Below are 23,583 nucleotides of genomic sequence, written 5' to 3'. Positions count from 1 at the left end.
GAGGAAGGCGCCACTTGGCCGAGACACGGGCCTCGCGCATCGAGCATATCGCCGGCCTCTCGGTCGGCGTGGCGCTGCTCGTCCTCGGCCTGAAAGCCGGCGCCTGGTGGCTGACCGGCTCGGTGGCGCTGTTCGCCGATGCGCTGGAGAGCGTGGTGAACGTCGCGGCGGCGGTGGCCGCGCTGCTGGCGATCCGGCTTTCCGCGTTGCCGCCGGATGCCAACCACCCCTATGGCCACGCCAAGGCGGAATACTTCTCGGCCGTGCTGGAAGGCGCGCTGATCATCGTCGCCGCGCTGCTGATCCTCAACGAGGCCTGGGCCGCCTGGCAGAACCCGCGCGCGCCGGACCAGGCACCGCTCGGCCTGGCGGTCTCCGCCCTGGCCACCGGGATCAACGCCGCCTGGGCGAGCCTGCTGTTCCGCCGCGGCCGGGCCGCGCGCTCGCCGGCGCTGCTGGCCGATGCACGACACCTGATGGCCGATGTCGTCACCTCCGCGGGCGTGGTCGTCGGCGTCACGTTGGTGGTCCTCACCGGCGTCCTTTGGCTCGATCCGCTGCTGGCGGCACTGACGGCCGTGAACATCCTCGTCTCCGGCTGGCAGCTGATGCGCGATTCGGTGGGCGGGCTGATGGACGAGGCAGTGCCGCCCGATCGCCTGGCGCGCATCCGCGAATTGGTGAACAGGCACGGCGTCGGTGCGATCGAGGCGCATGACATCCGTACCCGCGCTTCCGGCCGCTACACCTTCGTGGAGTTCCACCTGGTGGTGCCCGGCGACATGACGGTGACCGACGCGCACGCCATCTGCGACAGTATCGAGGCGGCGCTGAAGGATGAGCTCGGCAACGCCACCATCACCATCCATGTCGAGCCGGAAGGCAAGGCGAAGCACCGGGGCGTGCTGGTGCTGTGACCGGCAAGGGCCCGCGCCCGCCGCCGCGCATGGCGCCCCGGCGTGGGGCGGCGCTGCTCGGCCTGTCCATGCTGCTGCATGGGGCGGTGCTGGCGGCGCTGCTGGCACCGCCGGTGCCTGGTCTGCCGGAGGCCGGGCTGCGCCCCGTCGCGCTGGTGTGGGACAGCCGGGAGGAGGGCGCGCGCAGCGATGCGGCGACGGATGGTGGCCCCGCGCCGCCCGATGCCCCGCCAGCTGCCGCCCCGCCGCCGGATGCTGCGCCGCAGCCGCCCTCGGTCCCCGCCGCCCCGGCCACGCCCCCCCGGGCGCCGGCCGAAGCCGCGCCGGCACCAGCGGCCCTGCCGGCGCCGTTGCCATCGGCCGCGGCGCCAATGGCTGCCCAGGAAAGCCTGCCGCCGCCCCCGCCGCCGGCGCCCCCGTTGCCGAGGCGGGAGCCTCCGCCGCCCCGCGCGGCCAGCGCCGCGCAGGCAATGGGCGCGTTGTCGCTGCCCCCGGCCGGCGGACCGGCCGGTGGCCCGGTCGCCGAGGGCGGCCTTGCGATCGGCGCGGTGGTGCCACCTCGGCCGGCCACGGGCGCGGCCAACCCGTCGCCGGAATACCCCCATCGCAGCCGCCTGCGGGGTGAGCAGGGCAGGGTGACGCTGCTGGTGCAGGTGGAGCCGACGGGGCGCGTGCGCGACCTCGAGGTGATCGCCTCGTCCGGCCATGCCGCGCTTGACGAGGAGGCGATGCGCACCGTCCGGCGCTGGCGTTTCGATCCGGCGACCCGGAGTGGCCAGCCGGTCTTTGCGGAAGTGCGGGTCGGCATCACCTTCCGTCTCGAAGGGGAGCGGCGATGGTGAAGCTTGACGTGATCACGACGCGTGGCGGCGATGCGGGGGAGACCTCGCTGGGCGACGGCTCCCGGGTGCGCAAGGATGTGCTGCGGGTGGAGGCCTTTGGCACGGTGGACGAGGCGAATGCCGCGCTCGGCCTGCTGCGCCTGCACCTGGCGGACGATCCGCACGCCGATGCGATGATCGCGCGCGTGCAGAACGACCTGTTCGACCTCGGCGCCGATCTCTGCGTGCCCGGCACCGGGGATGACCGGCTGCGCGTGACCGATGCCCAATGCGCGCGGCTGGAGGCGGAGGTTGCGGCGATGAACGCGCTGATCCCGCCCTTGCGCAGCTTCGTGCTGCCCGGCGGCTCGCCCGGCGCCGCGCACGCCCATCTGGCGCGCACCGTGGTGCGGCGGGCGGAGCGGCTGGTGGTGGCGCTGGCCGGGGCGGAGCCGGTGAACCCGGCGGTGGTCCGCTACCTCAACCGCCTGTCGGACCACCTCTTCGTGCTGTCGCGCCGGCTGAACGGCAACGGTGCGCGGGACGTGACCTGGACGCCCGGCGCGACGCGCTGACTCAGGTCATCGGCCCGGCGCAGTGCATGGCGTAGCCGGGGCGCTGCTTCAGCCGCTCGTACCACGCCTCCAGCGCCGGCATCGGCTTGCGCTCGATCGGCAGGCTGAACCAGCGATGCACGTAGGGGCCAAGCGCGATGTCGGCGAGCGTGAAGTCCGGCCCGCAGACGAAGGGATTGGACCCGAGCTTCGCCTCCACCATGGCCCATAGCCGCTCTGCCGCGTCGCGCGCCTTGCCGGCGGCGGCGTAGTCGCGGTCCGGCTCGGGGATGCGGACATAGGTGAAGAAGATCGTGGTCATCGGCGCATTGAGCGCCGAGAGCTGCCAGTCCATCCAGCGGTCGCAATCGGCCGCTGCGCGGAGGTCGGCCGGATACATCGCGCCGGCCGGCGCCCGGCTTCGCGCAAGGTAGCGGATGATCGCGTTGCTCTCCCACAGGACGAAGCCGTCATCCTCCTCAATCGTCGGCACCAGGGCGTTGGGGTTCTTCGCGAGGTAGTCGGGCTCCCTCGTCCGCCCGAAGGCGCCGCCGGCGTCGATCCGCTCGAAAGGGATGGACAGTTCCTCGCACAGCCACAGCACCTTCATCACGTTGGACGAGCTGGCGCGGCCCCAGATTCGCAGCATGATCCCGGTTTCCCTCTTTGGCTTGGGGGCCGAGGGTAGGCGTGGCGTCGCAGGGGGTCCAGTTGCCGCGCGGCGGAGGCTGGAAGATGGTGCGGCCCATGCCCTTCGCGCTTGCCGCCGCCCTGCTCTCCGCCGCCGCGCCGCTGCTGGCGATGGCCAGCGAGCGCTGGCCGGGCCTTGCCCCCTGCGCGCTCTGCCTGTGGCAGCGCTGGCCCTATTGGGTGGCGGCGGCGATCGCGCTGGCCGCGCTGGCGCTGCCGGAGACGGCGCGGCGCTGGGCGCTGCGGGCCGCGGCGGTGGCGGTGCTGGCCTCGGGCGCGGTCGCGGTGGTGCATGTCGGGGTGGAGTTCGGCTGGTGGCCCTCGCCGCTGCCCGGCTGCCTGGCGCCGCCGGTGGCAAGCGGCACCTCGGTGGACGACCTCATGCGCAGCTTGGCCCCGGCGCCGACCAAGCCCTGCGACGAGCCGGCCTACCTGATCCCCGGCCTGCCCCTTTCCGTGGCGCAGATGAACCTGATCTATGCGCTGGCGCTCGCCACCTTCATCTGGCGCGGCGCGGCACGGAGACAGCGATGAGCTCACGCATGACGGGCGACGGACGACTGCCCGGCGACCCCACGCCGCGCGAGATGCTGGCGCGCACCATCCGGGTGGACCATGCCGGCGAATACGGCGCGCGCCGCATCTACGAAGGCCAGCTCGCCGTGCTCGGGCGGACGAAATACGGCCCGGTCCTGCGGCACATGAAGGCGCAGGAGCAGGTGCACCTCGACACCTTCTCGCGCCTGATCGCGGAGCGCCGCGTGCGCCCGACGGCGCTGCTGCCCTTCTGGCATGTGGCGGGCTTCGTGCTCGGCGCCGGCACTGCGCTGCTCGGCCACCGCGCCGCGATGGCCTGCACGGTGGCGGTGGAGGAGGCGATCGACGAGCACTACCGCGCCCAGGCCGAGGCGCTCGGCGAGGACGAGGCGCCGCTGCGCGAGACGATCGAGCGGTTCCGCGCCGAGGAATTGGAACACCGCGACATCGGCCTGGAGCACGAGGCCGAGCAGGCGCCCGCCTACCGACTGCTGAGCGCCGCGATCAAGGCCGGTTGCAAGGTGGCGATCAAGGTCAGCGAGCGGGTGTAGCCTTCGGCTTGCGCAGCAGCACGATGCGGTTGGTGTTGGTGCCGCGCCTGTTGTTCGCCACGCCCCAGCAATTCGCCGTCTTGGTGAAGTGCTGGCTGTTGACCAGCACCGCCAATCGCTCGAGCGGCAGGCCCTCGGCGGCCTGCCAGACCAGCCGTTCCAGCAGCACCTTGCCGCCGCGCACCTCGCCGACCTCGAAGGCGATGTGCCCGCCGGGGCGCAGCAGCCGCGCCTGCTCGGCCAGCACGTCGCGGACCATCGCCGCCCAGGCCGCCTCGCCCCGGTGCATGGCGATCGCGACGCCCGACGGGTCGATTCCGGAGAACCAGCAGCGCAGCCAGTTGTCCTCGGCGTACTGCACGACATCGAGGAAAGGCGGCGAGGTCACCACCAGCGCGATGCTGCCGGCGGCGATCGCCGGCGTGCTGTCGGCCGGGCCGGTCAGCAGCAGCGGCGCGGGATGCGGTGGCGGCACGCCCTCGCTCAGCAGGCTGCGGCTCTTGCGCAGGATCAGCGCGGCGACGTCGCGCGGCGGCGGCATCACGCCGAGGCGGGCGTTGATGCGCCGCTGCGCCGCCACCGAGACAGCCTGGTTCGGCGGCATGGTGCGGCCGGAGAAGAAGCCCGGCGAGTGCCCGCTCAGGCGGTTCAGCGCCACCATGCGGATCCAGTCCAGCACCGGATCGGGGCGCGAATCCGCGAGCGGCGCCTGCTCGGCGAGCCAGGCCTTCAGCGCCGAAAGACGGCGGAGCGTCTCCGGATGGTAGAAGGCGAGCAGATCGTCGCGCTCGATCCGGCCGGCCTCCCACGGCACGCGTGCGAGCGCCGCCGCGATGGCGTCGAGTCCGGGGGGCGCCAGCCGCGGCCGCGTCAGCAGCACGGAGAGCGGGTTGATGTCGTTGCCGGTCGGTCGCCGGCCCATCAGCGCGGCCTGTAGCGGCGTGGTGCCGCGCCCCATGAAGGGGTCGTGCACCGCCTCGCCGGGCGCGGTCAGCCGGGCGATGAAGAATTCCGGCAGTTGCGGCTTGAAGCAGGCGCGGTAGCTGACCTCGTGCAAAGCAGGGGCCTGGCGCTGCCCGGCGGTCCAGAATTCGTTGACCAGGTAGGGGATGCCGTCCTCGGTGGTCTCCAGCGTCGGCGCGCCGAAGCCATCGAAGGCGCGGATCGCGCCGAGCAGGTCGGGCAGCTGCGGGCGGGCCATGCTGCGAGGCTTAGCGCACGGATGCGCGCGGTACAATCCGCCGGAACAGCAGGAACAGCGGCAGCATCGCCGCGACCAGCGCGGCCGCCAGCAGCAACGGTGCCGCGAGGCTGCCGGTCAGGTCGCCGAGCCAGCCGGCCAGCGGCGGCACCCCGCCATGGCCGACATAGAGCCAGACATAGAACAGCCCCATCCCGATCGCCCGGTTCTCCGGACGCAGGACGCGGGCGGGCAGCGACATCACCACGCCGATCGGCAGCCCCATCAGCAGTCCGGCGGCGAGCAGAGCGACCGCCTCCAGGCCGGGTGCGGCGGCGAGCAGCACCAGGCAGCAGGCCCAGCCGATCGTGCCGGCCAGCATCAGCCTCCCGTCCCGCCCGCCGCGCTGCGCCAGCACGCCGCCACCATGCGCGGAGACCACCACCAGCCAGGTTGCGGCCGCCACCAGCAGCCCGGCCAGTGCCGGCGCGACCTCCGCACGCGAGAGCAGCGTCGGCGCGAAGCCGAACATCACGCCGAAGGCGCCGTTGAAGATCCCCCACATGATCCCGGCCAGCGACACCAGCAGCGCCTCGCGCGCCGACAGCCGCCACAACCCGCCCGGCCCGGGCGCCGCGCCGGCGCCGTCATTCGGATGTCGATGGTAGAGGACGCGCAGCAGCACCAGCGCCGCCAGCGCGAAGCCGGCGGAGGCGGCCAGGCCCGCCGCCCATCCGGCCAGCGCCGCAAGGGGCGCGAGCGTCAGCATCGCCAGCCCGACGCCGACCGGGAAGGAGTTCACGAAGACCGCCATGGCCAGCGTCAGGTCGCGCTGGCCGGCGAACCAGTCGGTGACCATCTTGGCCATCAGGACGTTGAGCAGCACCGCGCCGATGCCCGAGACCAGCCGCCCCGCCGCCAGCACCGCCGCATCCGGCGCCATCGCCGTCAGCCCGCCGCCGAGCGCCATCAGCCCGAGCCCTGCCGCCACCACCCGCGCATCGCCGAATCGCCGCCCGAGTGCCCCGCCGGGCAGCGCGATCAGAACGCCGGGCAGGAAATACAGCCCGATGAGCGTGCCGAGCTCGCCATAGCCGAGCCCGAGATCGGCCATCAGCCCCGGCGAGACGGAGGCCGGCGCCTGGAACTGGAAGCCCATGCTGGTCCGCGCGCCGGCGAGGATCAGCAGCGCGCGCCAACGTTCTTCCATGGCCTTCCCCCCGCCCTGGAAGGAATGCTCAGTCCGGCAAAACGGAAATGTCCAGCGGCAACACCGCGCCCATCCACATGGCGTGGTCGGTGTGGTCCGCCTTCTGGCGCCCGGTTTCGGGATGCAGCAGCACCGTCAGCCCGTTTCGGTGCAGCGCCAGGAAGGGCGCGAGGGCGGGGAAGAGGTCGGGCGCGAAGGCCACCTGGTACATCGCGCCGGGATGCGGCCCGACCGGGACATCGTGCCAGCGGCCGAGCACGGCGGCGGGAAAGTCGGCCGCGATCGCCTCGCGCAGCCGGGCGGCGGCTTCGCGGGTGGTGGCCGGGTCGTAGTAGATGTGGGCGTGCCAGCCCCGCACGGATTCGCTCGTCTCAGCTCTCCAGCTCGGAATCCCAGTAGAGGTAGTCGCGCCAGCTCTCATGCAGGTAGTTGGGCGGGAAGGCGCGGCCATTCTCCTGCAATTCCCAGCTGGTCGGCTGCCGCGCCGGCTGGCGCGGATGCATGTGGCACTCGCGCGGCAGGCGGTTGCCCTTGCGCAGGTTGCAGGGGCCGCAGGCGGTGACGACGTTGTCCCAGGTGGTGCGGCCGCCGCGCGAGCGCGGGATCACATGGTCGAAGGTCAGGTCCTGCGTCGGCCTGCCGAGGCCGCAATACTGGCAGGAGAAGCTGTCGCGCAGGAACACGTTGAATCGTGTGAAGGCCGGGCGCCGCGCCGCCGGGATGTATTCCTTCAGCGCGATCACGCTCGGCAGCTTCATCTGCAGCGACGGCGAATGGACGATCGCCTCGTATTCCGAGAGCACCGACACGCGATCGAGGAACACCGCCTTCACCGCGTCCTGCCAGGACCAGACGGAGAGGGGGAAGTAGGATAGCGGCCGGAAATCCGCGTTCAGCACGAGCGCGGGGAAGGACCGGTCTCCGACGAAGGCTCCGCCATCGGGCAAGCGCCACTCCTCGTTGCGAGCGGCAATCCCAAGCCCCGGGGCCCCAGGGATAGATACCTGACGTCAGCCTGGCCCCAGATACTGTGGCATCGCCGCGTTTACGCCGCTTTCATGCCAGTCGCGGCGTCGCGGTGCAACAAGGGCCGGTTCCGCTCGATCCACGCCGACGCCGGTTTTCACGCCGCTGTCACGCCTCCGCCGCGAGATGGCGCTGCAGCATCAGCGCACCGAGCGCGATCCCGGCTTCGTCGAGCCCATGTGCCAGGCCGGGCCGCCAGGCCGATTCGACCGGGACGCCGAGGCCGCGCAGCACCTGCTCGGCCTCCCTGCTGCCCTCCACCGGCACGACGTCATCCGCCTCGCCATGCACCAGCAGCACCGGCGGGCGGGCGTGCAACTCGCCGGGCAGCAACTCCGGGCCGATCAGCCGGCCGGAATAGGCGAGGATCGCCGCCGGCGGCGCGCCGCGACGCAGGCCGGTGAACAAGGCCGTCATCGCCCCCTGGCTGAACCCCATCAGCGCCACGTCCCGCATCGCCAGGCCGAGCCGCGCCGTCTCGGCATCGAGGAAGGCGCCGAGGTGGTCGGCCGCGACACGCACGCCGGCCAGCATCCGCATCGGTGTGCGGTCCTGCACGCTGAACCATTGCCGCCCATACGGCGCCAGGTCGCAGGGCTCCGGCGCATGCGGGGCGACGAAGGCGGCCTCCGGCACCGCCTTCCCCCAGTTCGGGGCGAGGTCGATCAGGTCGAAGCCGTCAGCGCCGAAGCCGTGCAGCAGCACCACCAGCTTGCGCGGCGCGGCGCCGGAGGCCGGGCCCCATCTCGGCCCGTCGAGAAGGTCCGTCATGCTCTTGTTCCTCGCCTGGCTTCCCGGTTAGGCCCGACACATGGAAGCGAGTCCGCCCTTCGTCACCCGTTTCGCGCCCAGCCCGACCGGGCTGCTGCATCTCGGCCACGCCCATTCGGCGCTGGCCGGCTGGCGGCGGGCCAGGGCGGCGGGCGGGCGCTTCCTGCTGCGGATCGAGGATATCGACCCCACCCGCTGCCGGCCGGAATTCACCGACGCCATCCTGGAGGACCTCAGCTGGCTCGGCCTGGACTGGGACGGCGCGGTGCGGGTGCAGTCGGCGCACCTGGCCGAGTATCGCGCGGCGCTGGATGCGCTAACCGCGCGCGGCCTGCTCTATCCCTGCTTCTGCACCCGCGCCGACATTGCGCGCGAACTCGCGGCGAGCCTCTCGGCGCCGCATGGTCCGGACGGCCCGCTCTATCCCGGCACCTGCCGCCGCCTGCCGGAGACCGAGCGCGCGGCGCGCATCACGGCGGGGGAGGCGCATGCGCTGCGGCTCGACATGGCGCGCGCGCTGGCGCTGGCGCCGCCCGGCCTGTCCTTCGCCGAGGAAGGCGAGGGGCGGATCGCCTGCGATCCCGCGCGCTTCGGCGATGTGGTGCTGGCGCGCAAGGACGTGCCGGCGAGCTATCACCTTTGCGTCACGCATGACGATGCGCTGCAGGGGGTGACGCTGGTGACGCGCGGCGAGGATCTGAAGCCGGCGACCGACCTGCACCGGTTGCTGCAGGCGCTGATGGGCTGGCCGGAGCCGGCCTATGCGCATCATCCCCTGCTGACCGACGCCACCGGCCGCCGCCTGGCCAAGCGCGACCGTGCCGCCACGCTGCGCGAGCTGCGTCAGGCCGGGACCAGCCCCGCCGAGGCGCGGGCGCTGGCCGGCTGGCCGGATTGAGATCTTCTGCGCCCTCAGGCGCCGGGCGGCCGCATCCGCGCCCCTGGCTCGCCGCAGTTGCGGCGGGCCGGCCCCGGCATCGGTCAGGGACCGACGCCGCCAGTGTCAGTGCACCGGGCGTGGCGCGAGCAGCAGCACGCCGGGATTGGGGCCGCCGCCCGGCATCAGCAGCTCGAGTCGCACCCGCCCCGCCGCGGCGGTCGCGGCGAGCAGCGGTAGCGCGATGCTGCGGGGCGTGAGCGCCGGCTGCTCGCCGGCCAGCAGCGCGGGCAGCCCCGGCGGCCAGGCGGCGCCGGGCCCGTCCGGCCAGACGCCGAAGCCCTCCTCGAGGCTGCCGGCGACGCGCAACGTGCCGCCGCGCGGCAGCGCCTCCACGCCGATCAGCATCGCCAACAGCAGCGGCTGCAGCAGGTCGGGCGGCACCAGCACGCCGGGCGCCATCCCTTCGAGGTCCACCATCGCCTTGCGGCCGAGCGTCAGCCCCTCCGCCAGCTGGGCGAGCGCCGCGGCATCGAGCTCGCCGCCAGCACCGCCGACCGCCGCGCGCCAGAAGCGCAGCCGCCGGTCGATGATCCGGCTGGCGTCGCGCGCGACATCCGCCGCTTCCTCCGCGCCATCGTCCAGCAGCTCCAGCGCGCCGCCGAGCGCCCCGGTGGGCCCGCCCAGATCATGGCAGAGCCGCGTGCACACCGCCTGTGCCAAGGCCAGCCCGTCCGCCATCCTGGTCTCCACCGCTGTCGCGCACATTGCCTCACCGCAACCCGTTGCCTGTGCGCAGCAGTAAGCCACAGGCTGGCCGCCAAGGTGTTAATGATGTTTATCGCCTTTCCGTGAGCAGCGATTTCTTCCCCGGCCAGCGCGTGCGCCTGCCCGCGCATCCCGAGTGGGGCGTCGGCCAGGTGCAATCGGTCGCGGGCGACCGGGTCACGGTCAATTTCGAGCATGCGGGCAAGGTGACGCTCCGCCTCTCCGGGGCCGGACTGGAACCGGTGGAGGAGGAGCGGTGATGGGCGGCTTCGGCGCCGAGGTCGCGGCGCTGCTCGGCGACTGGCGCATCCTGGTGGCGATCGCCGTCACCGCGCTCGCGGGCATCATGCGCGGCTATTCGGGCTTCGGCACGGCGGTGCTGCTGGCGCCGGCCTATTCGGTGCTGTGGGGGCCGCGCATCGGGGTGCCGGTGATGCTGGTGATGGAGCTGTTCGTCTCCATGCAGCTGCTGCCCAAGGCTTTCGGCCAGGCGGACCGCCGGGTGATCCTGCCGATCGGCGCAGCGGCGGTGCTGTGCACGCCGATGGGCGCCTTCATCCTGATCACCGCGGACCAGGACCTGCTGCGCCGCTTCATCGGCGGCTTCGTGCTGGTGTTCGGGCTGCTGCTGAGCTCCGGCTGGCGCTACCACGGCTCCCGCCCGCTGCCGCTGAACGTGGCGGTGGGCGGTGTCGCGGGGCTGCTGAAGGGGGCGACGGGCATCAGCGGGCCGCCCGTCATCCTCTACCTGCTGGCGGGGCCGGAGGAGGCGCGGCGCCACCGCGCCAACCTGATCCTGTTCTTCGCCACCATCGCCGTGATCTCCGTCATCCCGCCGGCGCTGGCCGGGCTCATCGGCTGGGCGGTGGCGGCGAAGCTGCTGCTGCTGCTGCCCGTCCTGCTGCTCTGCGTGCCGATCGGCGCCCGGCTGTTCCACGTGATCCCGGACCGCTGGTACCGCCGCCTGGCGCTGGTGTTCCTGGTCGCGACGGGCGCGATCACGCTGCTGGCCTGAGGCGCGCATCCGGCGGGGGCTTGCGCGGGCAGGGGCCTGCGGACCAGATAACATGGCGGGAAACGGCCGGCCGCGAGCGCCGGCCGCCGCTGCCGGGGGAGTTGGCTGGACGCCATGATCGATCCGTTCGGACGCAAGGTCAGCTATCTGCGCGTGTCGGTGACCGACCGCTGCGACCTGCGCTGCGTCTATTGCATGGCCGAGGACATGACCTTCCTGCCGAAGGCGGAGGTCCTGACGCTGGAGGAGCTCGACCGGCTGTGCGGCGCCTTCATCGGCATGGGCGTGGAGAAGATCCGGCTCACCGGTGGCGAGCCGCTGGTGCGCAAGAACGTCATCAGCCTGTTCCGCAGCCTGGGCAGCCGCATCGGCGCCGAGGGGGCGAATGGCGGCCTGAAGGAGCTGACGGTCACCACCAACGGCACCCAGCTGGTCAAGATGGCGGACGACCTGTTCGCTGCCGGCGTGCGGCGGATCAATGTCTCGCTCGACACGCTGGACCCCGCGAAGTTCGCCGCGATCACCCGGTGGGGCAAGATCGAGCCGACGCTCGACGGCATCTTCGCCGCCAAGGCGGCCGGGCTGCAGATCAAGATCAACTCCGTCGCGCTCAAGGATGTCAACGAGCACGAATACGACCACATGCTCGCCTGGTGCGGCGAGCATGGCCTCGACCTCTGCCTGATCGAGACCATGCCGCTCGGCGACATCTCCGGCGACCGTACGGACCAGTACCTGCCGCTCTCGGTGGTGCGTTCGCGCCTGCGGCAGAACTGGACGCTGGAGGAGACCGACTACAGCACCGGCGGCCCGGCGCGGTACTACACCGTGAAGGAGACCGGGCGGCGGATCGGCTTCATCACGCCGATGACCCATAATTTCTGTGAATCCTGCAATCGTGTGCGGCTGACCTGCACCGGAACGTTGTACATGTGCCTCGGCCAGGACGACGCTGCCGACCTCCGCCGCCCGCTGCGCGACCCAGGCGTGGACGATGCAGCCCTGAGGGAGGCGATCCTGGAGGCCATCTCGCGCAAGCCGAAGGGGCATGACTTCGTGATCGACCGCCGCCGCAAGGCCCCCGCCGTCGCCCGCCACATGAGCGTGACGGGAGGCTGAGCTCACCCGTGCTCCAGGATCTTGCCAACCGACTGACGCTGCCTGGCCTGCCGGATTGGGCGGGGCTGGTGGTGCTGCTCGTGCTGCTGCTGGTGGCGCTTGCCTATCTGCTGATGCCGTTCAGCGTGTTCGGCGTGAAGGGCAGGCTGGACGCGATCGAGGCGCAACTCGACGAGATCCAGGCCGAGCTGCGGACCCTGGCGCTGCGCCTGCCCGAGCCCGGCCGCGGCCGTCGCCCGCCGGTGGAGGAGGACTGGGCGCAGCCGGTGCAGCCGCCCCGCCGTGCCGAGGCGGAGCCGCCCTCGCGCGCCGCGCCGCCGGTGCCCCCGCCCGCCGCCTGGCCGGAGACCCGCGGTGGCCGTGCGGAGCCGCGCGTGGAGTGGCCGCGCCCGCCGCGCTAGACCCGAGTTGCCCGGACTGTGTCCGGGCAGCTCTGGTCCAGCCCCTTCGAGCCGGCGATTCACGCCCTGGCGTGCCCGCCTGCGGCGTGCACACCCAGGGCGATCGCGGGCTAGGAGCCTGTCCGAGAAAGCAGATTCGCGACAAAGGGCGACACAACCTTGCTTCTATAGCGCCTGTGAAAGTGAAAGCGGATACCGATGATAGCCTTCGTGTATCAAAATTGCTGACTGCGGTGTGGGCGAGGAATACTCGGACAGGCTCCTAGGGGCGAGACGCAACGGGTTGCCCGCCAGGCCGTACGGGATTTAGCCTGCCGGCGGAACAACCGGTCAGGGAAATCAACTACCGTGCGTCGTCGTATCCTCTCCGCCTCCATTGCCGGCCTTGCCGCGCTGACACTCACCGCCTGCCAGGAGGAGCCACGCCGCAGCGCCGTGGTGGTGCCGACCCAGGCCTGCAACACCGCCTTCCGGGTGGTGAACAACTCCTCGGGCACGGTCGGCCAGCTCTTCTTCAGCCATTCCAGCCGCTCGGGTTGGGGCGCCGACCAGCTCGGCCGCTCGGTCCTGCCGCCGGGCCGCTACGTGAACTACCGGGCGGCGAACACCGGCGCCTACGATTTCCGGGTGGTCTGGACCAATGGCCGGCGGGCCGACCTGATGGGCGTCAATGTCTGCCGCGCCAGCCAGATCACCGTGACGGATCGCGGCCTCTACGCCAGCTGACTGCCGGGGCGGCGGGGCTTGCCGCCGCCCGGCCCGCGGGGCTTGATGCCAAGGCTCCGCGGGAAAGGTCCTGGCCATGCGCGTCGCCGTCATCCAGATGAACCAGGGCTCCGACAAGGCCGCGAATATCAGCCAGGCGCGGCGGCTGGTCGAAGGCGCGCTGGCGGCGGACCGGCCGGACATGGTCTCGCTGCCGGAAACCTGGACCAATCTCGGCGGCGGCCGCGATGCCCGCTTCGCCGCGGCCGAGGCGCTGCCCGAGCCGGGCGGGGAGGGGGGCGAGGCCTATGAGTTCCTCCGCAGCATCGCCCGCGCCAACCGCATCCATGTGCATGGCGGTTCGATCATCGAGCGCGGCCCGGGCGAAGGCGCGAAGCTGTTCAACACCTCACTGCTGTTCGACCCCGATGGGCGGGAGATCGCGCGCTACCGCAAGATCCACCTGTTCGACATCACCGCGCCCGATGGCACCGGCTATCGCGAGAGCGCGCTCTACGGGGCGGGGACCGAGCTGGTCTGCGTCGAGGCCGGTGGCGTCAGGCTGGGACTGACCGTCTGCTACGACATGCGCTTCCCCGAACAATACGTGGCGCTGCGCCGGATGGGGGCGGAGGCGATCTTCGTGCCCTCCAACTTTACCCTGCAGACCGGAAAGGATCACTGGGAGGTGCTTTTGCGCGCGCGGGCGATCGAGACGCAGTGCTGGATCGTCGCGGCGGCCTCCTGGGGCGGCTACGAGGAACGCGGGGCGACGCGGCAGGTCTATGGCCATTCGCTGGTCTGCGACCCCTGGGGGCATGTCGTCGCCAAGTGCAGCGACGGCACCGGCTGGGCAACGGCGCGGCTCGATCCGGCGGTGACGGCGCGGGTGCGGCGGGACATGCCGGTGCTGGAACATCGCGATGCGAGGCGCGTGGACGGGCTGGGCGACGCCAGGCGCGTCGACGCGCCGTGAGCGGGTCCGCCCGCATCGCCTTTCTCGCCGCGCCGACCGAGGTGGCGCGCGCCGCGCAGGAATCGCTCGCCGCCCGCTACGGCGCCGCGTCGCTCGACAAGGCGGATGTCGTCGTCGCGCTCGGCGGGGACGGGATGATGCTGGAGACGCAGCACCGCCTGCTCGGCCGCAACCTGCCGGTCTATGGAATGAATTGCGGGAGCGTCGGCTTCCTGATGAACGACTACCGCGAGGACGCACTGCCCGAGCGCCTGGCGGTGGCCCAGGGGGCGGTCCTGCATCCCCTGCGCATGCGCGCCTTCACCGCTGCGGCCGAGCCACTGGAGGCGCTGGCGATCAACGAGGTCTCGCTGCTGCGGGAGACCCGCCAGGCCGCCAAGATCCGCATCCTGGTGGACGGCAAGGTGCGCCTGCCGGAGCTGATCTGCGACGGCATCCTCATCAGCACGCCGGCCGGCAGCACGGCCTACAACCTCTCTGCGCATGGCCCGATCGTGCCGCTGGGCGCGGATCTGATGCCGCTGACGCCGATCAGCGCCTTCCGCCCGCGGCGCTGGCGCGGCGCGCTGCTGCCGGGCACCGCGCAGGTGGTGTTCGAGGTGCTGGAGGCGGAGAAGCGCCCGGTTTCCGCCACCGCCGACTACACCGAGGTGCGCGATGTCCGCCGCGTGGAGGTGCGCGAGGACCGCGAGGTGAGTCTCACCATGCTGTTCGACCCCGACCACGGGCTCTCCGAGCGGATCATCGCCGAGCAGTTCACGGTGTGACGCCGTTGGGCAGGTCGGCGCATCCCTGGATACGCAGGTCGCAGAGAGTCATCCGCATGGTCGGGGAGCTGCATCGGCTCGGCCACCAGAGGCTGCGCATCATGCCGCACGAATACCCGCTCGCCTGGCGCTGCGTCGTCGCCCCCGCGGACCGGTTTTCCGACCGCAACGGCGCCTTCGTGCCGGGCGGCGCCTACACGGCGCAGGGCGGCGAGCGGCCATGGTATTCCTCCGCCTCCGGCAATGCCTATTTCGGCTGGGAGGACGCCCGGAACGACGATGCACGCGGCCTCGCCGAGCGGTTCGTCGCGCGCTTCCCGCTCACCGCCGCGGCCGGTGTGGGGCGTGACTGGGCCTATGCCGGGTGGCTTGCCGAACTTGTCGGCTTTCTCTCGGCAGGCGACCGCCTGCCCTTCGTCTTCTCCGAGGATCTCGAGACGGATCCGCTGATGCTGCGCGCCCTGCCGATCCGTGAGCTCGGCTCCGGCGGGGTGGTCCTCGATTTCCCGCTGCCGCCACCCGTGCCGCCGGCGGAGGATGCCGCAGCCCCGTTCCAGGAACGTCCATCTCGGTGAATGAGGGGCGCCTCGTCCTTCGCGCCGATGGAGGCGGAGCTCGGCTGGTCGCGGGCGGAGTTCTCGGGGGCCGTCACCGCCGGGCTGCTCGCCGCCGGCCTTGCCGCCATCCCGGTCGGCCGCTTCGTGGACCGGCATGGCAGTCGCGGCGTGATGACGCTTGGCGCCGCGCTCGGCGGGCTGGCGCTGCTCGCCTGGTCGGCCATCCCGGGCTCGCTGGCGCTGTTCTACCTGCTCTGGATCGCCATCGGCGCGGTGCAGGCGATGGCCTTCTCCGACCCCGCCTATGCGGCACTGACCGCCAACAGCCGTGATCCAAGGCGGGCGGTGATGTACTCCACCTTCATCACCGGCGTGACGACCTCCATCTTCCTGCCGCTCGCCGCCGTGCTGATCGAGGCGCTGGGCTGGCGCGCGACGCTGATGGCCTTCGCCGCACTGCAGCTGGTGCCCGCCTTCACCGCCGCGGTCCTGCTGCGCGGCGTGCGCGGCAGCCTCTCCGGCGCGGGGGCCGAGGCCAGTGGCCGGCCGCTGCGTCGGGCGCTGCGGCGGCGCGCATTCTGGGCGCTGGCGGTGACCTTCTGCGCCCAGGCCTTCACCATGGTCGGCATCGGCTTCCACATCCTGCCGCTGCTGGAGGAGCGCGGGCTGCCGCTGGCCGCGGCGTTGCTGGTGGTGGCGACGCATGGCCCCTGCCAGGTGCCTGGCGCGGGGCGTCCTGTTCCTGCTCGGGCGGCGCATCGCCGACATCCGCCTGGCAGGCTACGTCGCGGTGGTGTTGCAGCCGCTCGCGATGCTGGTGCTGGCGCTGGCGCCGCCGAGCCTGCCGGTGCTGCTGGCCTTCGCCGTGCTGTTCGGCGCGGCGAGCGGGCTGCTGACGATCCTGCGCGTCTCCGGCGTGGCCGAGATCCTCGGGCATGAGGGCTATGGCCAGGTGAGCGGCGCACTGACGACCGCCACCGTGCTGCCGCGCACCGCCGCGCCGCTCGCCCTCGCGCTGGTGTGGGAGGCCGCGGGCGGCTACGGGCCGGTGCCCTGGGTGCTGTTCGCCGTCACCGCGCTTGGCGCGCTGGCCTTCGTGGTCGCCGCCCTCGATCGCCCGGCGGAGGGCAGCCCCGCGCGCCGCAGCGGTTGACCGCCCCGGCGCCCTCTGTCATCCGCCACCGCCCGAAGCGTGACCTGAAGCGTCACCGGGGTGCCATGCGGGCGTGATCGCCCGCCGGTGCGCAACGGTGCTAGGCTTGAACATGGATACGAGACTGGAAGAAGCCTTCCCGGCCGACCCCTCAAGCCCCGCCGAAGCCGGCGGCACGCTGATCCTGGCGTTGCCAAAGGGGCGGATCCTGGCGGAACTCGCGCCGGTGCTCTCGCGGGCCGGGATCAAGCCGGCCGCCGATTTCGCGGACGAGGACAGCCGGCGCCTGCGCTTCGAGACCAACCATCCCGGCCTCGACGTGGTGCGGGTGCGGCCCTTCGACGTCGCCACCTTCGTCGCCCATGGCGCGGCGCATATCGGCGTCTGCGGCGCCGATGTGCTGATGGAGTTCGACTACGACCAGATCTATGCGCCGCTCGACCTCGGCATCGGCCGCTGCCGCGTTTCGGTGGCGGAGCCGGCGGAGACCGCCGGGCACGAATACGCCGGTGCCTCGCGCGTGACCGTGGCGACCAAATACCCGGCCATCGCGCATCGCCATTTCGCCCAGGAGGGTATCCAGGCGGAGGTGGTGCACCTTAACGGCGCGATGGAGTTGGCACCTTCGCTCGGCCTCTCGCGCGTGATCGTGGACCTGGTGCAGACCGGCTCCACGCTGAAGGCCAACGGGCTGGTGGAGACCGAGGTGATCGCCCACGTGACCTCGCGCCTGATCGTCAACCGCACCGCGCTGAAGACCCGGCCGGAGGCGATCGCCGGCTGGATCTCCCGCTTCCGCGCGGCGCTGGCGGAGCGTGACGCGAGATGACGGCGCCGCAACACGGCGTCGGCATGCGGCCCGGTGTCGCCGGGCCGAGCGGCCGCCCGGCGTCTGAGGGCAAGAAGAGATGAAGCGGTTGGATACGCGGGATACGGGCTTCGAGGGCGCCTTCCGCGCCCTGCTCGACGATGCGCGGGAGACGACGGCGAAGGTGGATGCCACCGTTGCCGGGATCCTCGCCGAGGTTCGCATGAAGGGCGACGACGCGCTGGTGGAGCTCACCGGGCGCTTCGACCGCTGGTCCCCCAGCTCCGCCGTCGCGCTGCGGGTGACCGAGGCCGAGATGCAGTCCGCCGCCGCCGCCATCCCGGCGGAGCAGCGCAGCGCGCTGACCCTCGCCGCCCGCCGGATCGAGGCCTTCCACCAGGCGCAGATGCCGCGCGACGTGGAACTGGCGGAGCCCGGCCTGCGGACCGGGATGCGCTGGGGCGCGCTGGATGCCGTCGGGCTCTACGTGCCGGGGGGCAAGGCCGCCTATCCGTCATCCGTGCTGATGAACGCGCTGCCGGCGCGCGTTGCGGGCGTCGGGCGGATCGCGATGTGCGTGCCGACGCCGGACGGCCTGCTGAACCCGCTGGTGCTCGCCGCCGCCGAGCTTGCCGGGGTGACCGAGGTGTTCCGGGTCGGCGGCGCCCAGGCGGTGGCCGCGCTCGCCTTCGGCACCGAAAGCATCGCCCCGGTGGACCGCATCGTCGGCCCGGGCAACGCCTATGTCGCCGAGGCGAAGCGCCAGGTCTTCGGCCGGGTGGGCATCGATTCCATCGCCGGCCCCTCGGAGGTGGTGGTGATCGCCGATGGGTCGAACGACCCGAAGCATGTGGCGCTCGACCTGCTGGCCCAGGCCGAGCATGACGAGGCAGCGCAATCCATCCTCATCACCGATGATGCCGGCTTCGCCGAGCGGGTGGTCGCCGCCGTGCAGGCGGCGCTGGAAAGCCTGCCCCGGGCGGCGATCGCCGGCGCATCCTGGGCGGCGCATGGCGCGGTGATCCTGGTGCGCGACATGGACGAGGCGGTGGCGCTCACCAACCGCCTGGCGCCGGAGCACCTGCAGATCATGGTGGCCGAGCCGCAGGCGCTGTTCGCCCGCATCCGCCATGCCGGCGCCGCCTTCCTCGGCCGCTGGTGCCCGGAGGCGCTTGGCGACTACGCCGCCGGCCCCAACCACGTGCTGCCCACCGGCCGCACGGCGCGCTTCGCCTCCGGCCTCTCGGTGTTCGATTTCCTCAAGCGCACCACCTGGGTGGAGGCCGATCCGGCCGGGCTCGAGGCGGTCGGCCCGGCCGCCGTCACGCTGGCCCGCGCCGAGGGGCTGGACGCGCATGCGTTGAGCGTGGCTGCACGACTGCGCCACAATCCTTGACCCCGCCGGCCGTGAGGATCATGTTCCGGCGCGAATCCGAATATTGCGCCGGGTCCGGACGCCCCAGCCCCCAAGGGCGTGCCGATCAGCCGCGTCACCCATAAGGAGCCTCATGTCGAAAGAGGACATGATCGAATTCAGCGGCCAAGTGGTCGAGCTGCTGCCCAATGCGATGTTCCGCGTGAAGCTGGACAACGACCACATGGTTCTTGCGCATACCAGCGGGAAGATGCGGAAGAACCGCATCCGCGTCCTGGCCGGCGACCGCGTGAATGTCGAGATGACGCCCTACGACTTGACCAAGGGCCGCATCACCTTCCGCTACAAGTAGAGGCCCCCGCCCGGTGCCGGGCGATATCCGCCCGCCGCTGGTCCTGGCCTCCGCAAGCCCGCGCCGGCTCGAACTGCTCGCCCGCATCGGCGTGCAGCCCGACCGCGTGCTGCCCGTGGACCTCGACGAAACCCCCCGCAAGGCCGAGCTGCCGCGGCTGCTCGCCACCCGTTTGGCGCGGGCCAAGGCGGAGGCCGCGCATGCCCAGGTGCCGGATGGCCTGGTGCTGGCCGCCGATACCGTGGTCGGCGTCGGCCGGCGCATCCTCGGCAAGCCGGCGGACGAGGTCGAGGCCAGGCGCTTCCTCGCCCTGCTTTCCGGCCGCCGGCACAAGGTGATGACCGGCATCTGCCTGATCCGCCCGGACGGCAAGGCTTCGGAGCGGCTGGTCACCACCATCCTTGCCTTCCAGCGGCTGACCGCGGCGCAGATCGATGCGCATCTCGAAAGCGGCGAATGGCGCGGGGTGGCCGGCGGCTACCAGATCCAGAAGCGGGCCGAGGCCTGGGTGCGCTTCCTGTCCGGCAGCCACTCCAACGTGGTCGGCCTGCCGCTGTTCGAGACGGCGCAGCTGCTGCGGGGGGCGGGTTGGCTGCGGCCGTGATCCGCGTCGCCGTCTCGCCCGGCGAGCGCCGGGTGGCGCTGCTGCGCGACGGCATACTTCACCTGGCCGCGGTCGAGCGGCCGTCGCGCCCCGACGCCGTCGGCGCGTTGCACCGCGCGCGCGTCACGGCCGTTTCCCGGCCTATGAGCGGCGCCTTCCTGCTGCTCGGCGACGGCGCCACCGCCTTCCTGCCAGAGAGCGAGGCGCCCGATCGCAGGGCTTTGCAGGAGGGCGCGATGCTGGCCGTCCGCCTCACCCGCGCCGCGCAGGGCGGCAAGGGCCCGCGCGCCTCCGCCCGCCTGTCCGCGGAGGAGGCCGCCTTCGCCGCCGCGGCTGCTGGCGCGGGGCCGGCGCTGCTGCGCCGCGGGCCCGGTGCCGCGCTGCGCTTCGCGGCACTCGCCCCCGATGCGGCGGTGGTGACCGACAGCGCCGCGGAGGCCGCGCGGCTGAAGCCGCTGCTCGGCGACCGGGTGCGGCTCGACCGCGCCGGCGCCTTCGACGACGCGCTGGAAGCGGAGTTCGACCTGCTCGCCGGCCCCGAGGTGCCGCTGCCCGGCGGCGGCCGGCTGACCATCCATCCGACGCCGGCGCTCACGGCGCTGGACGTGGATGCCGGCGCCCATGCCGGCGGCGCCGATGCCGAGGCGCAACTGCGCCTGAACCGTCTGGCCGTGGCCGAGGCGGCGCGGCAGATCCGGCTGCGCGAATTGGCCGGCGCCATCCTGCTGGACCTGGCGGGGCTGGCCGTGAAGCGGCGCGAGGTGCTGTCGGCCCCGCTCGCCGCCGCGTTGGAAGCGGACCCGCTGCGCCCGCGGCTGCTCGGCCTGACGCGGCTTGGCCTCTTCGAGATCCAGCGCCAGCGCGTGCATCCGCCGTTGCATGAGGTGCTCGGCCAGCCGCTCTCGCCGCTAACGCATGGCCTGGCCGCGCTGCGCCACGCGTCGCGGGAGGCGGCTTCGATGCCGGGCCGCGCGCTGGCCCTGCGCGCTGCGCCCCCGGTGGTCGCCGCGTTGCAATCGGTGCCGGAGGCGCTGGCCGAATACACCGAGGGTGCCGGCCGCGCGTTGCGCCTGCTCCCCGACCCGGCGGTGCCGCCGGGGCGGGAGGTGGTGGAGCCCGCGCCATGACCGCCCAGGAACGCAAGCGCATCCGGCGCTGCCCGATCTGCGGCAAGGGGCCGCTGCCGCCGGGCCGGCGATTCTGTTCGGATCGCTGCCAGCAGATCGACCTCGGCCGCTGGCTTTCCGGCGACTACGCGATCCCCGCGGAGGAGGAGCCGGAGGACGATGAGGGGACGGGTGGACAGGCCTGAGGCCATCCGCTATCACCCGCGGCCTCTACCGGCCGGCCTCGACGAGGGGTTCGGAGCGATGGGCCCAGGTAGCTCAGTTGGTAGAGCATGCGACTGAAAATCGCAGTGTCGGTGGTTCGATTCCGCCCCTGGGCACCATTTCCTCAGCGCAATTTGCCGAAATCATGTATTGGTGGCGCCGCGCAGTCAGCACGCGACCGCTTCATCCCTAAATCACCCCTCACGTGGCTTCGGCATGGCTAATCCTGAAACCCTAGATTGCGGCAACGAAGCAGAGGCTGCCAGCCGCAGAGACGCGGTGGCCGCGGAGCGCTTCGGCCGCCTTGGGCAGTATGTCGAAGCTTTCGAATACCTCGTCGCCGTCCTGCGTGGAGATTGCTCGCAAATGTTGATTGGCTTTCAGCGGGGAGTCACGGTCGAGCAGGGCACTGCGTTTGGCGTGCACGTTCGGCTGCCGCATGTGCTTCTTCATCATAGCTCCATCACTGCTCTCCCGATCATGCAAATTTGGAGAGCACTTGTAATAGAAAGCTTGCCGATGGTGCCAGGTATGTCTCCGCAAACTAGTGATATTGTGCAAAGTCTTTTGAAGCAGATTGCAAATGACTGGAGTCATGTTGTGGAAAAGCGCAACCAACTCCTACATGCGACATGGCATATCGGTCTGTCGCTGCCTGACGGCACGACCCTGGCTACAAAGGCCAGGATTACCAAGAACGGTTATGAGGAAATCGAAGGCTTGCCCTCGAGCGCCGACGAAATCCTCGCATGCACGCGCGAGTGCAAGCGCGTCACAAGCATGGTCGGCCGCCTCTTGCAATATCTGCGGTACAGCGCTGCCGAAATTCCGCAGCGTTTCGTTCGGGAGGACAGCCGCTGGGTGTTCCGCCACCCGCAGCCAACAATCTGACGCGCGGTGCAGACCCGGCGCGGACACCGGCTGGGGCTGAAAGCGGCACCTTCGGTTTCCGGGACGCGTAGGTCAGCCTTCCAGGGGAAAGCGGCGTGAGCGAAACGACTTCCTTCCTGTGCCGCGTCCGCCCTGAATGGGTGGACCATCTCCGGGCAGCGTCCTGACTGCCCGGAATCGCTGGACTACCGCGCCTTTCCAGCTCATCCGTGTGGGGGCACTTGTGTGGGGGCGCGTGTGGGGGCGAAGGGCGCGGGTGAGGATGGGGCAGACATGCCCGACACCCGTTGGTTGGTGCAGCGTCGGCAGGGCTGGTATTGCGTGAAGGACGTGCCGAGGCCGCTGCAAGCGGTGCTTGGCAAGAAGCGGCTGGTGAAGTCGCTGAACACGCGTTCGCTCGCGCTCGCCCAGTTGCGACGGTGGGATGTCATGTGGTGCAAGCACCGCACGCGCTCCTAGCCGGGGATGTCACGGCGCTCCTGAGTGGCAACACGGACGACGTGGTGGCGCTGCGGGACGCCGTTCGGGGCACCGATCTGGAAGCCTACTACCTGAACCTCGGTGAACCTGAGGGCGCCAGTGACCGCACCCGCCCCGTCACCGTCCTGCCCTTCGCGGTAGAGGACACGGTCGCTGTCGTCGCCGACATCGAAGGCACCGGGATCAAGGCCGGGCACGTTGGGCTAGTGACCTTCGTGCAGCGGAGGGGCCGGGAAATCGGGCACTCCACAGACCTCGCCCATACCGCATACCTTGTGCGCTTCGGCGGGGGCGCCGAAATCTGGATGACCGCCGAGGAACTCGCTCCGGCTCCCGGCCAGCGCCTCACCAAGGGCGGTCCGATGCAGAGCCCGAGGGAGCGGCGTGTCCTCTCGCGGATACGCTTCCGAGACGGGATGGCAGAGGGCTGGGCTTTCGGCATCACTGAGGGGTTCAAGGCTGCACTGGACATTGCCCCCACTCCGCGCGCGCTCTCCGGCCGGTCATCGCAAGGCGGGGAGCCGCTGGTCGCGGAATTAAAGGCGCGCGGCATCGAGGTGTCGGAGGAAGCCATTGCGGGGCAGGGGCACGCGCTGGCTCACCTCGCGACTTCGCTGCAAGAGGCCGGGATCGCTGCGACCGACTTCACCATGAAGCGCCTTGCGCGAGGCGACATGCGTGTGTTCGTGACGTTGGAGACGCAGGGCAGCCCACCGGCCTATTGTTTCGCTGCCGGGGACACCATGCATGAGCCACCCAGCGTTCATCGGCTGCCGTGGAGGCAGGGCCAGCTGATCCTGCGCCGCTCCGTTCAGGTGGACGATGCCGCCCCTGACCGCGCACCCGAGGGCCTGGAAGACGCGGGCCGGCCAGGGACAGTCCGGGCCAGCATTCGGCGCTACTCCGAAGGGGAGCTGGTCGCCACTCGACAGGTATCCTGCTCTCAGGCCGAGTTGGTGCGGCTGCTGCGGGATGGCGTGGAGCCGCACGCTCCCGTTGAGGCAGACAGCGATCAGCCTTTAGCAGTCGAACAGATGTCGCTCGCGATCTAGAGCGGTTTCCGATCAGTCTGCATCGTAGCCGGCAGCGGCGAAGTAGTTGGCGCACTCCCCAGGCGTGAAGGCGTCGACGATGCGGCCGATGGTGT

32 protein-coding genes and 1 tRNA gene are annotated in these 23,583 nt (G+C 71.6%); 26 read left to right on the top strand and 7 right to left on the bottom strand.

The annotated features are described in order from the left end of the window. Window positions 1-14: 14 nt before the first annotated feature. The 3 genes from ACESM1_RS05885 to ACESM1_RS05875 are packed head-to-tail and all read left to right on the top strand — an operon-like array spanning window position 15 to window position 2,313. Window positions 15-917, top strand: coding sequence for a cation diffusion facilitator family transporter (locus ACESM1_RS05885; RefSeq protein WP_372618627.1), 903 nt, complete (start codon window positions 15-17; stop codon window positions 915-917). Between the two features lie 29 nt (window positions 918-946). Continuing rightward, the gene (locus ACESM1_RS05880; protein ID WP_372618625.1) at window positions 947-1,759 is read left to right on the top strand and encodes an energy transducer TonB; all 813 of its coding nucleotides are present in this window, start codon (window positions 947-949) and stop codon (window positions 1,757-1,759) included. Continuing rightward, window positions 1,753-2,313 carry a cob(I)yrinic acid a,c-diamide adenosyltransferase gene (locus ACESM1_RS05875; protein ID WP_372618623.1) on the top strand — a complete coding sequence of 187 codons (561 nt, stop codon included), beginning with the start codon at window positions 1,753-1,755 and terminating at the stop codon, window positions 2,311-2,313. The genes ACESM1_RS05880 and ACESM1_RS05875 overlap by 7 nt, the downstream gene beginning before the upstream one ends. Before the next feature lies 1 nt (window position 2,314). On the opposite strand, the gene ACESM1_RS05870 is transcribed toward ACESM1_RS05875, so the two are convergent. Next, the gene (locus tag ACESM1_RS05870; protein WP_372618622.1) at window positions 2,315-2,941 is read right to left on the bottom strand and encodes a glutathione S-transferase family protein; all 627 of its coding nucleotides are present in this window, start codon (window positions 2,939-2,941) and stop codon (window positions 2,315-2,317) included. An 86-nt stretch (window positions 2,942-3,027) separates the two neighbouring features. On the opposite strand from ACESM1_RS05870, the gene ACESM1_RS05865 reads away from it, so the two are divergent. Then, entirely contained in the window at window positions 3,028-3,516 is a 489-nt protein-coding gene (locus ACESM1_RS05865; RefSeq protein WP_372618620.1) for a disulfide bond formation protein B, read from the top strand. Next, entirely contained in the window at window positions 3,513-4,070 is a 558-nt protein-coding gene (locus ACESM1_RS05860) for a demethoxyubiquinone hydroxylase family protein (RefSeq protein WP_372618618.1), read from the top strand. The genes ACESM1_RS05865 and ACESM1_RS05860 overlap by 4 nt, the downstream gene beginning before the upstream one ends. Here the strand turns inward: ACESM1_RS05860 and ACESM1_RS05855 are convergent. From ACESM1_RS05855 to ACESM1_RS05835, 5 genes are all read right to left on the bottom strand, one after another. Then, a complete protein-coding gene (locus ACESM1_RS05855) occupies window positions 4,054-5,271 on the bottom strand; it encodes a DNA methyltransferase (protein WP_372618616.1) in 1,218 nt (405 codons plus the stop codon). The two genes, ACESM1_RS05860 and ACESM1_RS05855, sit on opposite strands and share 17 nt — an antisense overlap. Window positions 5,272-5,281: 10 nt before the next feature. Next, entirely contained in the window at window positions 5,282-6,460 is a 1,179-nt protein-coding gene (locus tag ACESM1_RS05850) for an MFS transporter (RefSeq protein ID WP_372618615.1), read from the bottom strand. Window positions 6,461-6,488: 28 nt separating this feature from the next. After that, window positions 6,489-6,818, bottom strand: coding sequence for a DOPA 4,5-dioxygenase family protein (locus ACESM1_RS05845; protein ID WP_372618613.1), 330 nt, complete (start codon window positions 6,816-6,818; stop codon window positions 6,489-6,491). Window positions 6,819-6,831: 13 nt separating this feature from the next. After that, window positions 6,832-7,407: an HNH endonuclease gene (locus ACESM1_RS05840; RefSeq protein WP_372618611.1), complete on the bottom strand. Its 576-nt coding sequence runs from the start codon at window positions 7,405-7,407 to the stop codon at window positions 6,832-6,834. A gap of 187 nt (window positions 7,408-7,594) precedes the next feature. Continuing rightward, entirely contained in the window at window positions 7,595-8,257 is a 663-nt protein-coding gene (locus ACESM1_RS05835) for an alpha/beta hydrolase (protein ID WP_372618609.1), read from the bottom strand. Window positions 8,258-8,297: 40 nt separating this feature from the next. On the opposite strand from ACESM1_RS05835, the gene gluQRS reads away from it, so the two are divergent. Beyond that, window positions 8,298-9,155, top strand: a complete 858-nt coding sequence (gene gluQRS, locus ACESM1_RS05830; protein WP_372618608.1) for a tRNA glutamyl-Q(34) synthetase GluQRS — start codon at window positions 8,298-8,300, stop codon at window positions 9,153-9,155. Window positions 9,156-9,260: 105 nt separating this feature from the next. Here gluQRS and ACESM1_RS05825 read toward each other — a convergent pair whose 3' ends face one another. Then, window positions 9,261-9,875, bottom strand: a complete 615-nt coding sequence (locus ACESM1_RS05825) for a histidine phosphotransferase family protein (protein ID WP_372618606.1) — start codon at window positions 9,873-9,875, stop codon at window positions 9,261-9,263. A 110-nt stretch (window positions 9,876-9,985) separates the two neighbouring features. On the opposite strand from ACESM1_RS05825, the gene ACESM1_RS05820 reads away from it, so the two are divergent. From ACESM1_RS05820 to ACESM1_RS05725, 20 genes are all read left to right on the top strand, one after another. Continuing rightward, entirely contained in the window at window positions 9,986-10,162 is a 177-nt protein-coding gene (locus ACESM1_RS05820) for a DUF3553 domain-containing protein (RefSeq protein WP_372618604.1), read from the top strand. Beyond that, complete coding sequence (locus tag ACESM1_RS05815; protein ID WP_372618602.1) at window positions 10,162-10,917, top strand: sulfite exporter TauE/SafE family protein; 756 nt, start codon at window positions 10,162-10,164, stop codon at window positions 10,915-10,917. The genes ACESM1_RS05820 and ACESM1_RS05815 overlap by 1 nt, the downstream gene beginning before the upstream one ends. A 114-nt stretch (window positions 10,918-11,031) precedes the next feature. Beyond that, window positions 11,032-12,036 carry a GTP 3',8-cyclase MoaA gene (gene moaA / locus ACESM1_RS05810; RefSeq protein WP_372618600.1) on the top strand — a complete coding sequence of 335 codons (1,005 nt, stop codon included), beginning with the start codon at window positions 11,032-11,034 and terminating at the stop codon, window positions 12,034-12,036. An 8-nt stretch (window positions 12,037-12,044) separates the two neighbouring features. After that, a complete protein-coding gene (locus ACESM1_RS05805) occupies window positions 12,045-12,437 on the top strand; it encodes a hypothetical protein (RefSeq protein WP_372618598.1) in 393 nt (130 codons plus the stop codon). Between the two features lie 348 nt (window positions 12,438-12,785). Then, entirely contained in the window at window positions 12,786-13,163 is a 378-nt protein-coding gene (locus ACESM1_RS05800) for a hypothetical protein (protein WP_372618596.1), read from the top strand. Between the two features lie 76 nt (window positions 13,164-13,239). Then, the gene (locus ACESM1_RS05795; protein ID WP_372618594.1) at window positions 13,240-14,118 is read left to right on the top strand and encodes a carbon-nitrogen hydrolase family protein; all 879 of its coding nucleotides are present in this window, start codon (window positions 13,240-13,242) and stop codon (window positions 14,116-14,118) included. Then, window positions 14,115-14,885, top strand: a complete 771-nt coding sequence (locus ACESM1_RS05790) for an NAD kinase (RefSeq protein ID WP_372618592.1) — start codon at window positions 14,115-14,117, stop codon at window positions 14,883-14,885. Before ACESM1_RS05795 ends, ACESM1_RS05790 begins: the two co-directional genes overlap by 4 nt. 56 nt (window positions 14,886-14,941) lie before the next feature. Continuing rightward, window positions 14,942-15,460 (top strand): hypothetical protein, encoded by a 519-nt coding sequence (locus ACESM1_RS05785; RefSeq protein ID WP_372618590.1) that lies wholly within the window; start codon window positions 14,942-14,944, stop codon window positions 15,458-15,460. Then, a complete protein-coding gene (locus ACESM1_RS05780) occupies window positions 15,461-16,381 on the top strand; it encodes an MFS transporter (RefSeq protein WP_372618588.1) in 921 nt (306 codons plus the stop codon). After that, window positions 16,290-16,595: a hypothetical protein gene (locus ACESM1_RS05775; RefSeq protein WP_372618586.1), complete on the top strand. Its 306-nt coding sequence runs from the start codon at window positions 16,290-16,292 to the stop codon at window positions 16,593-16,595. Before ACESM1_RS05780 ends, ACESM1_RS05775 begins: the two co-directional genes overlap by 92 nt. Before the next feature lie 112 nt (window positions 16,596-16,707). Continuing rightward, window positions 16,708-17,424, top strand: a complete 717-nt coding sequence (gene hisG / locus ACESM1_RS05770; RefSeq protein WP_372618584.1) for an ATP phosphoribosyltransferase — start codon at window positions 16,708-16,710, stop codon at window positions 17,422-17,424. A gap of 79 nt (window positions 17,425-17,503) precedes the next feature. Then, window positions 17,504-18,799, top strand: coding sequence for a histidinol dehydrogenase (hisD, locus tag ACESM1_RS05765; protein ID WP_372618582.1), 1,296 nt, complete (start codon window positions 17,504-17,506; stop codon window positions 18,797-18,799). A 112-nt stretch (window positions 18,800-18,911) separates the two neighbouring features. Then, window positions 18,912-19,130: a translation initiation factor IF-1 gene (gene infA, locus ACESM1_RS05760; RefSeq protein ID WP_270938308.1), complete on the top strand. Its 219-nt coding sequence runs from the start codon at window positions 18,912-18,914 to the stop codon at window positions 19,128-19,130. A gap of 13 nt (window positions 19,131-19,143) precedes the next feature. Beyond that, window positions 19,144-19,734, top strand: a complete 591-nt coding sequence (locus ACESM1_RS05755) for a Maf family protein (protein ID WP_372618580.1) — start codon at window positions 19,144-19,146, stop codon at window positions 19,732-19,734. Continuing rightward, the gene (locus tag ACESM1_RS05750; RefSeq protein ID WP_372618578.1) at window positions 19,731-20,861 is read left to right on the top strand and encodes a ribonuclease E/G; all 1,131 of its coding nucleotides are present in this window, start codon (window positions 19,731-19,733) and stop codon (window positions 20,859-20,861) included. Before ACESM1_RS05755 ends, ACESM1_RS05750 begins: the two co-directional genes overlap by 4 nt. Then, the gene (locus ACESM1_RS05745) at window positions 20,858-21,046 is read left to right on the top strand and encodes a DNA gyrase inhibitor YacG (RefSeq protein WP_372618576.1); all 189 of its coding nucleotides are present in this window, start codon (window positions 20,858-20,860) and stop codon (window positions 21,044-21,046) included. Before ACESM1_RS05750 ends, ACESM1_RS05745 begins: the two co-directional genes overlap by 4 nt. Window positions 21,047-21,108: 62 nt before the next feature. Then, window positions 21,109-21,184: transfer RNA gene (locus tag ACESM1_RS05740), tRNA-Phe, on the top strand. 97 nt (window positions 21,185-21,281) lie between these two features. Beyond that, a complete protein-coding gene (locus tag ACESM1_RS05735) occupies window positions 21,282-21,956 on the top strand; it encodes a hypothetical protein (protein ID WP_372618575.1) in 675 nt (224 codons plus the stop codon). 273 nt (window positions 21,957-22,229) lie between these two features. Next, window positions 22,230-22,415: a DUF6538 domain-containing protein gene (locus ACESM1_RS05730; protein WP_372618574.1), complete on the top strand. Its 186-nt coding sequence runs from the start codon at window positions 22,230-22,232 to the stop codon at window positions 22,413-22,415. Next, the gene (locus ACESM1_RS05725; RefSeq protein WP_372618572.1) at window positions 22,391-23,488 is read left to right on the top strand and encodes a hypothetical protein; all 1,098 of its coding nucleotides are present in this window, start codon (window positions 22,391-22,393) and stop codon (window positions 23,486-23,488) included. Before ACESM1_RS05730 ends, ACESM1_RS05725 begins: the two co-directional genes overlap by 25 nt. Window positions 23,489-23,583 lie beyond the last annotated feature (95 nt).

The sequence above is a fragment of the Falsiroseomonas sp. genome (genome assembly GCF_041690465.1).
Classification (GTDB): Bacteria; Pseudomonadota; Alphaproteobacteria; order Acetobacterales; family Acetobacteraceae; genus Falsiroseomonas.
Note: the sequence above shows the minus strand (reverse complement) of the source record. Positions and strands in the feature narration are given on the sequence as shown.

Excerpts from the sequence above, each read along its gene's own strand:
- ACESM1_RS05880 (WP_372618625.1), top strand. The coding sequence starts at position 947 with ATGGCGCCCCGGCGTGGGGCGGCGCTGCTCGGCCTGTCCATGCTGCTG.
- ACESM1_RS05875 (WP_372618623.1), top strand. The coding sequence starts at position 1,753 with ATGGTGAAGCTTGACGTGATCACGACGCGTGGCGGCGATGCGGGGGAG.
- ACESM1_RS05870 (WP_372618622.1), bottom strand. The coding sequence starts at position 2,941 with ATGCTGCGAATCTGGGGCCGCGCCAGCTCGTCCAACGTGATGAAGGTG.
- ACESM1_RS05865 (WP_372618620.1), top strand. The coding sequence starts at position 3,028 with ATGGTGCGGCCCATGCCCTTCGCGCTTGCCGCCGCCCTGCTCTCCGCC.
- ACESM1_RS05860 (WP_372618618.1), top strand. The coding sequence starts at position 3,513 with ATGAGCTCACGCATGACGGGCGACGGACGACTGCCCGGCGACCCCACG.
- ACESM1_RS05855 (WP_372618616.1), bottom strand. The coding sequence starts at position 5,271 with ATGGCCCGCCCGCAGCTGCCCGACCTGCTCGGCGCGATCCGCGCCTTC.
- ACESM1_RS05850 (WP_372618615.1), bottom strand. The coding sequence starts at position 6,460 with ATGGAAGAACGTTGGCGCGCGCTGCTGATCCTCGCCGGCGCGCGGACC.
- ACESM1_RS05835 (WP_372618609.1), bottom strand. The coding sequence starts at position 8,257 with ATGACGGACCTTCTCGACGGGCCGAGATGGGGCCCGGCCTCCGGCGCC.
- gluQRS (WP_372618608.1), top strand. The coding sequence starts at position 8,298 with ATGGAAGCGAGTCCGCCCTTCGTCACCCGTTTCGCGCCCAGCCCGACC.
- ACESM1_RS05825 (WP_372618606.1), bottom strand. The coding sequence starts at position 9,875 with ATGGCGGACGGGCTGGCCTTGGCACAGGCGGTGTGCACGCGGCTCTGC.
- ACESM1_RS05815 (WP_372618602.1), top strand. The coding sequence starts at position 10,162 with ATGGGCGGCTTCGGCGCCGAGGTCGCGGCGCTGCTCGGCGACTGGCGC.
- moaA (WP_372618600.1), top strand. The coding sequence starts at position 11,032 with ATGATCGATCCGTTCGGACGCAAGGTCAGCTATCTGCGCGTGTCGGTG.
- ACESM1_RS05795 (WP_372618594.1), top strand. The coding sequence starts at position 13,240 with ATGCGCGTCGCCGTCATCCAGATGAACCAGGGCTCCGACAAGGCCGCG.
- ACESM1_RS05785 (WP_372618590.1), top strand. The coding sequence starts at position 14,942 with ATGGTCGGGGAGCTGCATCGGCTCGGCCACCAGAGGCTGCGCATCATG.
- ACESM1_RS05780 (WP_372618588.1), top strand. The coding sequence starts at position 15,461 with ATGAGGGGCGCCTCGTCCTTCGCGCCGATGGAGGCGGAGCTCGGCTGG.
- hisG (WP_372618584.1), top strand. The coding sequence starts at position 16,708 with ATGGATACGAGACTGGAAGAAGCCTTCCCGGCCGACCCCTCAAGCCCC.
- hisD (WP_372618582.1), top strand. The coding sequence starts at position 17,504 with ATGAAGCGGTTGGATACGCGGGATACGGGCTTCGAGGGCGCCTTCCGC.
- infA (WP_270938308.1), top strand. The coding sequence starts at position 18,912 with ATGTCGAAAGAGGACATGATCGAATTCAGCGGCCAAGTGGTCGAGCTG.
- ACESM1_RS05745 (WP_372618576.1), top strand. The coding sequence starts at position 20,858 with ATGACCGCCCAGGAACGCAAGCGCATCCGGCGCTGCCCGATCTGCGGC.
- ACESM1_RS05735 (WP_372618575.1), top strand. The coding sequence starts at position 21,282 with ATGGCTAATCCTGAAACCCTAGATTGCGGCAACGAAGCAGAGGCTGCC.
- ACESM1_RS05730 (WP_372618574.1), top strand. The coding sequence starts at position 22,230 with ATGCCCGACACCCGTTGGTTGGTGCAGCGTCGGCAGGGCTGGTATTGC.